Origin of the sequence: Castellaniella daejeonensis (assembly GCF_039523555.1) — a bacterium.
GTDB lineage: Bacteria > Pseudomonadota > Gammaproteobacteria > Burkholderiales > Burkholderiaceae_B > Castellaniella > Castellaniella daejeonensis.
The window spans coordinates 31,512-43,503 of sequence record NZ_BAAAFN010000017.1; the positions used below are offsets into that span (position 1 = coordinate 31,512).

Genomic DNA, 11,992 nt, shown 5'->3' on the forward strand with positions numbered 1-11,992 from the left:
ACATTTGCCCACTCCGGGCCCACGCCCGCCGCCACGCGCGGCGAACCGCCGACTCTCACGCATGGACGCATCGCAGACGACCCCCGCCCCGGTTCTGATGGACTACCGGCGCATGCTGCGCCGCCGCTGGCTGCTGGTCGCGCTGCTGTCGGTCGTCATCATGGCGTCGATCCTGGCGGACTTCATGCTGGGGCCGTCGGGCCTGGGCTGGGCCGACCTGAGCCATGCGCTGTTCCACCCGGACCTGGCCGATCCGACCACCCGCGTGATCGTCTGGGACATCCGCCTGCCCTATGCCCTGATGGCGGTGGCGGTGGGGCTGGCCCTGGGCCTGGCGGGCGGCGAAATGCAGACCATCCTGAACAACCCGCTGGCCAGCCCCTTCACGCTGGGAATTTCTTCGGCGGCCGCATTCGGGGCGTCGCTGGCCATTGTGCTGGGCCTGTCGCTGCCGGGCGTACCCCAGTCCTGGACGATCGCCGCCAATGCTTTCGTGTTCGCGCTGGTTTCGGCGCTGCTGCTGGATGCGGTGGCGCGCTGGGGCTCGATGAGCACGTCCGGACTGGTGCTGTTCGGCATCGCGCTGGTGTTTTCTTTCAATGCGGCGGTGTCCCTGGTGCAGTTCGTGGCCAGCGCCGAAGCCCTGCAGGGCCTGGTGTTCTGGACGATGGGCAGCCTGGCACGTTCTTCATGGCCGAAAGTCGGCATCCTGCTGCTGGTCTTCGCCGTGCTGCTGCCGCTGTCGCTGCGCGACACCTGGAAGCTGACCGCGCTGCGCCTGGGCGAGGACCGCGCCGCGAGCTTCGGCATCGACGTGCCGCGCCTGCGGCTGACGGCGCTGGTGCGCATCAGCGTGCTGGCCGCGCTGGCCGTGTCCTTCGTCGGCACCATCGGCTTCGTGGGGCTGATCGCCCCGCACATCGCGCGCCGCCTGTTCGGCGAAGACCACCGCTTCTACCTGCCGGGCAGCGCCCTGGTGGGGGGGACGATCCTGTCGCTGGCCTCGATCGCCTCCAAGAACATCGTGCCGGGCATCATCGTGCCGGTAGGCATCGTCACCTCGCTGGTCGGGGTGCCGTTCTTCCTGGCGGTCGTGCTGCGCCGCCAAATGAAATAGCCATGCTGCAGATCCAGAACCTGTCGGTCGCCTACGGCCGCCGCCCCATCATCCACGACCTGTCCGCGGGCCCCCTGCTGCCCGGGCGGGTGGTGTCCCTGCTGGGCCCCAACGGCAGCGGCAAATCCACGCTGCTCAAGGCGCTGGCCGGATTGCTCAAGGTCGCGCACGGCCAGGTGATGCTCGATGGGCAGGACCTGACCAAGCTGTCGTTCGAACGACGCGCGCAGCGCGTGGTCTACCTGCCGCAATCCCTGCCGGCGGCCGTGCACCTGCGGGTCTTCGAGTCCGTGATGGTGGCCGCGCGCGCCTCGGACCTGGACCCGCACGCCCAGGACGCCAGCCCGCAACGCATCCTGGACGTGCTCGGGCGCCTGGGGATAGAGCACCTGGCCATGCATTACCTGGACCAGTTGTCCGGCGGCCAGAAGCAGCTGGTGGGGCTGGCCCAGGCGCTGATCCGCACGCCGCGCCTGCTGCTGCTGGACGAGCCCTTGTCGGCCCTGGACCTGAACTACCAGTGCCATGTGATGGACCTGCTGGCCCAGGAAACCCGCGAGCATGGCCTGACCACGCTGATCGTGCTGCACGACCTGAACATCGCCCTGCAGCGCAGCGACGAGGCCCTGCTGATCCGCGCGGGCGAGCTCGTCGGCCACGGCCGGCCGGACCAGGTCGTGACGGCCGAGTCCCTGGCCGAGGTCTACCACGTGGACGCCCGGGTCGAAACCTGCTCGCGCGGGTTGCCCCACGTGCTGATCGACGGGCTGTGCACCCCGGCTTCCTGACTGAGACGAGCAACCATGCCTGATCTGCTGAATACCCTGCGTTCGCTGCTGCTGGGCCTGGCCTGCCTGGCCGGCGCGGCGGGAGCCGCCCCCATCCAGGTCACCGACGTCCTGGGCCGCCAGGTGACCTTGCCCGAACCCGCGCACCGCATCGTGCTGGCGCAGGCGCGGCATTTCCAGGTGCTGTCCCTGCTGACGCCGGACCCGGCCGCCCTGCTGGCGGGCTGGTCCGACGAACTGCGGACCTCGTTCGCGCCGGACTACCAGGTCGCCCTGAAGCGCTTCCCCAGCCTGGCGCAAGTGCCGGTCGTGGGCCGCCACACGCCGGATTCGTTCTCGGTGGAACGCACGCTGGCCCTGCGTCCGGACCTGGTGGTCATGACCGCGTCCTTCGCCGGCCTGGCGCCCGGCCAGAAGGCCGGCGAATCGCCGCTGATCGGCCGCCTGGAAGCCGCCGGCGTGCCGGTGATCGTGATCGACTTCTTCCTGCGGCCGATGGAAAACACCGTGCCCAGCCTGCGCGCCCTGGGCCTGGCCATCGGCCAGCCGGAGCGGACCGAGGCCTTCATCGATTTCTACCAGCGCCACATGCGCGCCGTCGCCGAGCGGCTGGCGGACCTGCCCGCCGACCGGCGGCCGCCGGTCTTCGTCCACGCGCACGCGGGCGCCATGGATTGCTGCAGCTCGCCGGGCACGGGCACCTTCAACGAAATGATCTCGTACGCGGGCGGCCACAACATCGGCGCCGACGTGCTGAAAAGCGCCACGGGCAAGCTGAACTTCGAATACATCAACGCGCGCGCGCCCCAGGCCTATGTCGCCACGGGCACCGGTTCGCAGAAGGGCACGGGCCTGGCGATCGGCGCCGGCGTGAGCGAAGCCGACGCCCGCGCCAGCCTGGAACGCCTGATCGAGTCCAACCGCCTGGGCGCGCTGCCGGCGGTGCGCTCGGGCAACAGCCACGGCATCTGGCATGCCTTCAACGATTCGCCGCTGCACGTGGTGTTCATCGAGGCCCTGGCCCACTGGATCCACCCGGACCGGTTCGCCGACGTGGACCCTGCCGCGACGCTGCGCGAGATCAACGAGCGGTTCATGGCCGTCCCCCTGGAAGGCACCTATCTGGTGAACCTGAAACCCGGGGCCGGACCCGCCCGATGAGCCTGCGGGAAACCACGCTGGCGGTCGGCACGCCCGATGCGCGCCGCCTGCGCCTGCACGTCCCGGACGGCGCGCCGCCCCGGGACGGCTGGCCGCTGCTGGTCCTGCTGGACGGAGACTGGGTCTGGCCCCTGGACCCGCCGCCCGAAGGCGGCGCGTCCAGCGCCGTGCTGATCCCGGGCCACGGCGGCATGCGCGGACCCGTCCTGCCCCGGTTCGCCGGGCAGGGCGTATCGGCGCCGTCCGGCCCCCGGACCCAGGCCCTGGCGCGGCGCGCGCTGGACTTCACGCCGCCGGCGCCGGACGGCGGCCACTGGCCCGATCCGCGCCGTCCCGAATGGCAGTGCGGCGGCGCGGACGCGTTCCTGGACGCGCTGCTGGGCCCCATGCTGGCCTGGGCGTCCGCCCAGGCGCCCCTGGACCCGGCCCGCCTGAACCTGTATGGCCATTCCTACGGCGGCCTGTGCGCGCTCTACGCACTGGTCCGCCACCCCGGACGATTCGCCCGCACGATCTGCGCCAGCCCCTCGCTCTGGTGGCGCGACGGCAGGATCGGAACACTGCTCGACGGGCTGCCGCGCGCGCTGCCGTCCGGTCCGGGCGCCCCCGCGCTCCACGCGTCCGCGCCGGCATCCCGGGTCCGGCTGACGCTCATGGCCGGCACGGACGAGCGCTGGTATCCAGAGCCCCCCAACCCAGCGAACCCGCGCCGCCCGGCCGACGGCATCCCGACCCTGCCCCGGCTGGAGGCGCTGCGCCGCCGGCTGTCGGACATTCCCTGGCTGGACTGCGAACTGGAATGCCTGGACGGCATCCAGCACGGCGACGCGCTGCGGGCCGGCGCGCGGCGCGCGGTGGCGCTCGCCGCCGCCTGAAGGCCCGCCAACCGGCCTCGCCCACGCCATGTCCGCCCCGAACGCCGCCACCCCGTACCGGCTGATCCTGTCCCGGGGGCTGCCGGACGACGACGGGGCCGCGCGCCTGCGCCGGGACCTGCCCGAGGCCGAATGGCGCTGGATCGCCCGCCTGCGGCGACCCGACGACCGCCTGCGCAGCCTGGTCGGCCGCGCCCTGGCCCGCCGGCTGCTGGGCCGGCGCCTGGACCTGGCGCCCGAAGACGTGTCCCTGAGCGCGGGACCGCGCGGCAAGCCGATGCTGGCCGGCGGCCGTCCGGGCGAGCCGGCCGGCCCGGACGCCGGCGCGCGCGCCTGGCACTTCAACATCGCGCACAGCGGCGACCTCGTCCTGGTCGGCGTCGGTCCCGGGCCGCTGGGCGTGGACGTGGAACATTGCCCGGAGCGGGTGGATGCGGACCTGTGGCGGCAAGTCACCGGCCTGCCGCTTCCTGCCCCGGCCCCGGGCGGGTCCGAAGCCGCGCCCGATCCCAGGGCATTCTGCGCCCAGTGGGTCCGCCGCGAGGCCGTCCTCAAGGCCTGCGGCCTGGGACTGGCGGCCGAGCCCGGGACGCTGCGGCTGACGGGCGCCGGAGACGAGGGCTGGACGCCGGTTTCGGGCAGACCCGAGGTCGAAGGCCTGTGGGTGCGCCTGCTGTGGGCGTCCCCGGCGCACTGCGCCGCCCTGTGCCTGCCGGAAACGGCGCCGCGCCCGGAAGACTGGCCGCTGAAGACGCTGGCGCTGTCCGACTGGATCGGCGGATCGGACCGGGAAACCGTCCTGGAAAGCTGACCGCAAGCTGAATCGACGGGCTGGACCTCACATTTTCATAGACTATAATCATTCTCATTATCATGCTCAGATTGTTGACGCCTGAACCATGACGACGGCACCCACTTCCACCGCTCCCGCCTCCGCCGAACCACCCCGCCCCGTCCAGGTCTGGCCCGACGCATTCGCCGCCCGCTACCGGGCGGCCGGATATTGGCGTAACGAGACCTTCGGCGCCTGGCTGCGCGAACGCGCCACGGCCCACCCGGACCGCCTGGCCGTGGTCGGCGGCAGCCAACGCTGGACCTACGCCGAGCTGGACCGGCGCGCCAGCGCCCTGGCAGCGGGATTCCTGGGCGCCGGTCTTCGCCAGGGCGACCGCGTGCTGGTGCACTTGCCCAACATTCCCGATTTCATCGCCGTGGTGATGGGGCTGTTCCGCGCCGGGCTGATTCCGGTCTATGCCCTGCCCGCGCACCGCATCACCGAGATCGAGCACTTCGCGCGCGGCTCGGGCGCACGCGCCTACATCGCAGCCGCCACGCACGCCGGTTTCGACTACGCCGCGCTGGCCCTGGAACTGCAGGGCCGCCTGCCGCGTGTGGCGCACGTCTGGATCGCCGCACGCGACGCAACCGTCCAAAGTCCGGCCGGCCCGTTCCCGTGCCTGGACGATCTCTACGCCACTGCAAGCGCCGATGTGCCCGCCAGCGTCTCGCAAGGCCGGGACGTCGCCTTTCTGCAGATTTCCGGCGGCAGCACGGGGCTGTCCAAGCTGATCCCGCGCACGCACGACGACTACATCTACACCCTGCGCGAATCGGCCCGCATCTGCGGGCTGGACGAGCACGCCGTTTTCCTGGGGGCGCTGCCGATCGCGCACAACTTCCCCATGAGCTCGCCCGGCTTCCTGGGCACGCTGTACGCAGGCGGCCGCGTGGTGCTCTGCCCTTCGCCCGATCCCGAATCGGCGTTCGAGCTGGTCGAACGCGAGCGTGTCACGGTCACCAGCCTGGTGCCGCCGCTGCTGCTGCAATGGCTGGACCGCGCGCCCGCCTCGGGCCGCGACCTGGGCAGCCTGCGCGTCATCCAGGTGGGCGGCGCCAAGCTGTCGGCCGAAATCGCCCGCCGGGTGCGCCCGGTCCTGGGCGCCACGCTGCAGCAGGTCTTCGGCATGGCCGAAGGCCTGGTGAACTACACCCGCCTGGACGACCCGGACGCGCTCATCATCCACACCCAGGGCCGCCCCATCAGCCCGGACGACGAGATCCTGATCCTTGACGACGAGGGCCGCCCCGTGGAACCGGGCCAGGCGGGCCATCTGCTGACGCGCGGCCCCTACACGATCCGCGCCTATCACGACAATCCGTCGGCCAATGCGCGATCCTTCACCGAGGACGGCTACTACCGCACCGGCGACGTGGTGCGCATGACGCCCGAGGGCTACCTGGAAGTCCAGGGCCGCGCGGGCGATCACATCAACCGCGCGGGCGAAAAGATCTCCGCCGAGGAAATCGAGGATCACCTGCTGTCGCACCCGCAGGTCTTCGACGCCGCGGTCGTGTCCGTGCCGGACGAATACCTGGGCGAGCGCAGCTGCGCCTTTGTCATCCCCAAGGGCGAACGCCCGCGCCCGGCAGACCTGAAGCGCTGGATCCGCGCGCGCGGCATCGCCGACTTCAAGGTGCCGGACCAGGTCGTGTTCGTGGAACGGTTCGCGTCCACCGCCGCCCTGAAGATCAGCCGCAAGGCCCTGCGCGCCCAGCTGCGCGCGCAACTGCTGGAACAGGAACAACGGGACCGCGCCGCGCAGTGAGCGCGCCGCCCCATCATTCATCGACACGCAACACCGACATGACCGCCCTCAGCCTCGAATCGATGCGCGCCGACATCGCGCGCATGCTGCACGAATCGCCCGACGACATCCGGGACGACGACAACCTGATGGACCTGGGCCTGGATTCCATGCGCCTGATGAAGCTCGCCTCGCAATGGCGCGAGGCCGGCGCACGGCTGGAATTCGCCGACCTGGCCACCGACGCCACCCTGGCGCACTGGTGGTCGATCGTGGCGCGCGGCCAGGCACGCGAGGCATGAGCCAGCCGTCCGATCGGATGACGCCCGGCGGCATGGAGCAGGCGGCCTGCGCCGCCGGCCCGGCCTGGACGCCGCTGACCGAGGCCCAGGAAGGCCTGTGGTACGCCCAGCGCCTGGACCCGTCCAATCCGATCTTCAACCCGGCGCACTGCACTACGCTGCGCAGCCCACTGGACGTGCCGCGCTTCGAGCGGGCCGTGAACCAGGCGCTGGCCGAAGCCGAGGCCCTGGCGCTGCGTTTCGAGGACCGCCCCGACGGCCCGGTGCAGTGCATCGACCCGGCGCGCGCGCCGCGCCTGGAAATCCGCGACCTGCGCCACCTGCCCCAGGCACGGGCGCAGGCCGACGACTGGATTCGTGGCGACCTGCGGCGCCCCGTGGATCCAGTCCGCGATCCCTTGTCGCGCCAGGTCCTGTTCCTGTGCGGCCCGACCCTGGCGCTGTGGTACCAGCGCGTGCATCACCTGGCTGCCGACGGTTACGGCATGGCCCTGATCGAAAGCCGCGCCATCCGCCTCTACCGGGCGCTGGGCGAAGGCAACGCCCGCGGCGAACCGGCACTGGCGCCGCTGGCCCCGGTCTGGGACGAAGACCGCGCCTGGCGCGCGGACCCCAGGCGGACGCAGGCGCGGGAATTCTGGATGGCGCGCTGCGCGGGCCACGTCCCCGCCGCCAGCCTGGCCGCCGGATCGGCGCTCAGCGCCCACGACTGCCTGCGCATGGAGCACGAGGCGCCCGCCGGACTGGTGGCCTCGCTGCGCGCCCTGGAGGCAGCCACCGAGATCGGCTGGCCCGACATGCTCACCGCCCTGGGCGCCGCCTATGTGGCGCGCCACCTGGGGCCATCCGAATGCGTGACGGGCGTGCCCGCCATGGGCCGCCTGGGCAGCAAGAGCGCCCGGGCCGTGGCGACCGTGATGAACGTGCTGCCCTGGGCCTGGCGCCCGGACGAGGACGCCCCGCTGGCCGAAACGCTGCTGGATGCCGCACGGTCGCTGCGCGGCCTGCGGCGCCATGGCCGCTATCGCGCCGAACACCTGCGCCGCGATCTGGCCCTGCCGGGCGGCCTGCCGCGGCTGCACGGCCCGATCCTGAACGTCCTGCCCTTCGACGCCCCCTACGCAGCAGCGGGGCTGGACGCGTCGCAGACCGTGCTGTGCACCGGCCCGGTCGAGGACCTGACCATCAGCTTCCGGGCGGCGCCCGACGCCGGCGGCCTGCGCATCGAGCTGGAAGCCAACCCCGCCCTGTACGCCCCGGACCGGGTCCGGGCCCACCTGCAACGCCTGACGGCCTTCCTGGGCGCCGCCCTGGCCGCCCCGCGCCTGGCCGATGTACCCACCCTGACGGCGGACGAGCACGAACGCTGGGCGCTGGCGCCCAACCGCACAAGCCATCCGGTGCCCGCCGGCACGCTCTGGACGCGCATCCGCGACCGCCTGCGCGCCGAGCCCGGGCGCGTCGGCCTGGAAGACGATGACGGCACCTGGACCTACGCCGACATCGATGCCTGGACGGCATGCGCGGCGCGGCGCCTGCGCGCCCGGGGCGCGGGCCCCGGCGCCCTGGTGGCCGTGGCCCTGCCGCGCTCGGCCCGGCGCGTGCTGTGCATGCTGGCGATCCTGCGCAGCGGCGCGGCCTACCTGCCCCTGGACCCGCGCCAGCCGGCCGCGCGCCTGCGCGGCATCCTGGCCGATGCCCGCGCCCGCATCCTGATCGGCCCGGCCGCACTGTGCGACGGCGTGGACACCCGGCCGCTGGCGGCCGGCACGTTGGGCGAGCCGGATGAAACGCATGCCCCACCCCACCTCGCCGAAACCGCACCCGCAGCGGCAGCCGATGCCGGCCCCGAGGACCCGGCCTACGTGATCTACACATCGGGCTCCACCGGCGCGCCCAAGGGCGTGATCGTGCCCCACGCGGCCATCGTCAACCGGCTGGAATGGATGCGCGCGCACTACGCCATCGGGCCGCGGGACCGCATCCTGCAGAAGACACCGGCAACCTTCGATGTGTCCGTCTGGGAATTGTTCCTGCCTTTCCTGAGCGGCGCCTGCCTGGTGGTGGCCCCGCCCGATGCGCACCGCGACCCCGCCTGGCTGTGCCGCCTGGTGCGCGAACGGCACATCACCGTGATGCATTTCGTGCCGTCCATGCTGGCCGCCGTGCTGGACGAGCCGGCCGCCCGCGGCCTGGCGGCCCGCCTGGTGTTCTGCAGCGGCGAGGCCCTGCCCGCCGCCCTGCGCGATCGCTTCCACCGCACGATCCGGGCGGAACTGCACAATCTGTACGGCCCCACCGAGGCCGCCGTGGACGTGTCCTACTGGCCGGCCGATGCCCGTGACGACAGCCAGCCCGTCCCCATCGGCTGGCCGGTCTGGAACACCCGCCTGCACGTGCTCGACGAACGCCTGCGCCCCGTGCCGCCCGGAACGCCCGGCCAGCTGTACCTGGGCGGGCGCCAGCTGGCATGCGGCTACCTGGGCCGCCCCGACCTGACGGCCGAACGCTTCATCCCGGCTCCGGCCGGCCTGCCCGACGAACGCCTGTATGCCACCGGCGACCTGGCCACGCGGCGCGAGGATGGCGCCGTGGTCTACCTGGGCCGCCTGGACCACCAGGTCAAGCTGCGCGGCCAGCGCATCGAGCTGGGCGAGATCGAAGCCGTGCTGGCCGCTCATCCGGACGTTGCCCAGGCGGCTGTCCTGGCCCGCGAAGACCGGCCCGGACAGGCGCTGCTGGCCGCCTATGTGGTGCCCGAACCCGGCCGCGCGTTCGACCGCGACGCGCTGGCGACCCACATGGCCGGCCGCCTGCCGGACTACATGGTGCCTGCCGCCTGGGTGCCGATGGCGGCGCTGCCTGTGACGGCCAACGGCAAGCTCGACCGCAAGGCCCTGCCTGCGCCCGACCTGGCGGGCCATGATGCGGCGCGGCCCCTGCGCGGTGCCGCCGAGCGCCGGGTGGCCGAGGCTTTCCGCGCCGTGCTGGGATTGAGCGGCCTGCCGGGCGCGGACGACGATTTCTTCGCCCTGGGCGGGCATTCGCTGCTGGCGGCGCGCCTGGCCCTGGCGCTGCGCGGCGGCCGCGAGCTGTCGCTGGGCGCGATCTTCCAATACCCCACGGTGGCGCGCCTGGCCGCCCACCTGGAAGGCGGGGGCGGACGCGTCGCGGACGGCGCCCAGGCCGGTTTCGGCCCGGTGGTGACCCTGCGCGAAGCTGCCGGGCGCCCGGCGCTGTTCTGCATCCATCCCGCCGGCGGCCTGTCCTGGTGCTACGGCACGCTGGCCCGCGCCCTGCCCACGCCGCGCACGGTGCACGGCCTGCAGGCGCCCGCCCTGGCACTGGAAGGTCGGGCGCCTGCCGCCAGCCTGGATGCCCTGGCACAGGCCTACGCCGACCAGGTGCTGGCGCTGCAGGCCGGCGGCCCGTACCACCTGGCCGGATGGTCCGTGGGCGGCATCCTGGCGCAGGCCGTGGCCGCCGTGCTCCAGGCACGCGGCCGGACCGTGGGCATCGTGGCCCTGCTGGACGCCTACCCCAGCGAGGCGTGGCGCGACCGCCCCGAGCCCGCGCCCCAGGACCTGCACAAGGCACTGCTGCACATCGCCGGCGCCGATCCGGACGCCCTGCCGCCGGAGCGCCTGAACCGGCACGGCGTCATCGAATTCCTGCGCGCCCAGGGCCATCCGCTGGGCGAGCTGTCCGACGCGCGGCTGGACGCGGTCTTCCAGACCGTCGGCCACACCAACCGCCTGGTGCGTGGCCACCGGCACGCGCGCTACGAAGGCGCCGCGCTGCACTTCCAGGCAGCCCTGGATCATGCCGATTCAGGGCTGGACCCGCGCATGTGGCAGCCGCATGTCGGCACGCTGGCCTGCCACGCGGTGGACAGCACCCACGCCGGCCTGCCGGGCGCCGCCGCCACTGCGCGCATCGCCCCCGTGCTGGACGCCAGCCTGCTGGCGGCCGACAGCGCGGCAGGCGCTTGCGCCCGATCCCTCCTTCAGCCCCATCGTTCGCACGAGGAACCCGCATGAACACGCACATCAACCACCATCTGGCGCTCCGGCGCGGCGCCCGCACGCTGCTGGCCTGCACCGCCCTGGCCCTGGCCGCCGGCTGCGCGGCCACGGGGCCGGCCACGCGGCAACCCGCACCCGCGGCCGCGGCCGCGGCCGCACCGGCCTGGTCCGTCACGGCGCAAGCCGTGGACCTGCCTGCGGGCGTCTACCAAGGCGCCTACAGCGCCCGTTCCCAGCGCCTGTACGTGGCATCGGCCACCGGACGCCCGCCAGTGAAGGAATCGCGCCTGCTCGCCATCGATCCGGCCGGTCCGCGCGTGGTCGGCTCCATCGTCCCCGCCCCGCAGGCCAGCCGCACGGACGGCCAGGTACAGGCCGTCTACGGCCTGACGGTGGACGATGCCCGCAGCCAGATCTGGACCACGAACACCCGCAGCGGCTCGGTCGCCGTCTACCGGCAATCGGACTTGTCCCTGGTCAAGCAATTCCCCGACGACGTGACGCCGCACGCGCGCGACGTGCTGGTCGATGCCGGACACGACCGCGCCTACGTCTCTTCGCCCGCGTCCAACGTCATCCACGTGTTCGACAGCGCCACGCTGCAGCCGCTGCCCGGCATCACGCTGACCGGCGCCGGTGAAGCGCCCAAGCCGATGAGCCTGGCGCTGGACGCCGGCCACCAGCGTCTGTATGCCGTCAGCCTGAACACGGCCGAGGTCTTCGTCATCGACACGGCCACCGGCCGCCAGATCGCCCGCCATACCGTCCCCGGGGCGCAGGGCGCTTCCGGGATTGCCGTGGACGTCCAGGCGCAGCGGATCTACGTGACTGCCCAGAAATCCGGCAACCTGACGGTGCTGGACGCCCGGGACGGCCGCGTCCTGCAGCAACTGCCCACCGGCGCCGGCGCCCTGAACGTCGCCTTCGATCCGGTCCATCGCCTGGCCTACGTCGCCAACCGCGGCGCGGGCACCGTGACCGTCGTGGACGAACACGGCGCGATCCAGGCCCAGGTGGACACTGGCTCCGCGCCGAACCACATCACGCTGGACCCGCAGGGCAATGCCTGGGTGCTGGTGAAGAAGAGCAAGAACGATCCGCGTGGCGACCGCCTGGTGCGCATCGAGGCCCACCGCTGA

At 72.8% G+C, this 11,992-nt stretch carries 9 protein-coding genes; all 9 read left to right on the forward strand.

From position 1 onward, the window contains the following. Positions 1 to 61: 61 nt before the first annotated feature. A complete protein-coding gene (locus tag ABD022_RS13780) occupies positions 62 to 1,117 on the forward strand; it encodes a FecCD family ABC transporter permease (RefSeq protein WP_325125388.1) in 1,056 nt (351 codons plus the stop codon). A gap of 2 nt (positions 1,118 to 1,119) precedes the next feature. Next, the gene (locus ABD022_RS13785) at positions 1,120 to 1,905 is read left to right on the forward strand and encodes an ABC transporter ATP-binding protein (protein ID WP_343821911.1); all 786 of its coding nucleotides are present in this window, start codon (positions 1,120 to 1,122) and stop codon (positions 1,903 to 1,905) included. Positions 1,906 to 1,920: 15 nt separating this feature from the next. After that, positions 1,921 to 3,066 carry an ABC transporter substrate-binding protein gene (locus ABD022_RS13790; RefSeq protein WP_343821914.1) on the forward strand — a complete coding sequence of 382 codons (1,146 nt, stop codon included), beginning with the start codon at positions 1,921 to 1,923 and terminating at the stop codon, positions 3,064 to 3,066. Next, a complete protein-coding gene (locus ABD022_RS13795; protein WP_343821917.1) occupies positions 3,063 to 3,941 on the forward strand; it encodes an alpha/beta hydrolase in 879 nt (292 codons plus the stop codon). The genes ABD022_RS13790 and ABD022_RS13795 overlap by 4 nt, the downstream gene beginning before the upstream one ends. A gap of 28 nt (positions 3,942 to 3,969) precedes the next feature. After that, positions 3,970 to 4,752, forward strand: coding sequence for a 4'-phosphopantetheinyl transferase family protein (locus ABD022_RS13800; protein ID WP_343821920.1), 783 nt, complete (start codon positions 3,970 to 3,972; stop codon positions 4,750 to 4,752). Between the two features lie 88 nt (positions 4,753 to 4,840). Further along, entirely contained in the window at positions 4,841 to 6,547 is a 1,707-nt protein-coding gene (locus ABD022_RS13805; RefSeq protein ID WP_343821922.1) for a (2,3-dihydroxybenzoyl)adenylate synthase, read from the forward strand. Between the two features lie 38 nt (positions 6,548 to 6,585). Next, positions 6,586 to 6,828 carry a phosphopantetheine-binding protein gene (locus ABD022_RS13810; protein WP_325125376.1) on the forward strand — a complete coding sequence of 81 codons (243 nt, stop codon included), beginning with the start codon at positions 6,586 to 6,588 and terminating at the stop codon, positions 6,826 to 6,828. Continuing rightward, positions 6,825 to 10,868, forward strand: coding sequence for an amino acid adenylation domain-containing protein (locus ABD022_RS13815; protein WP_343821926.1), 4,044 nt, complete (start codon positions 6,825 to 6,827; stop codon positions 10,866 to 10,868). Before ABD022_RS13810 ends, ABD022_RS13815 begins: the two co-directional genes overlap by 4 nt. Then, positions 10,865 to 11,992, forward strand: a complete 1,128-nt coding sequence (locus tag ABD022_RS13820) for a YncE family protein (protein WP_343821929.1) — start codon at positions 10,865 to 10,867, stop codon at positions 11,990 to 11,992. Before ABD022_RS13815 ends, ABD022_RS13820 begins: the two co-directional genes overlap by 4 nt.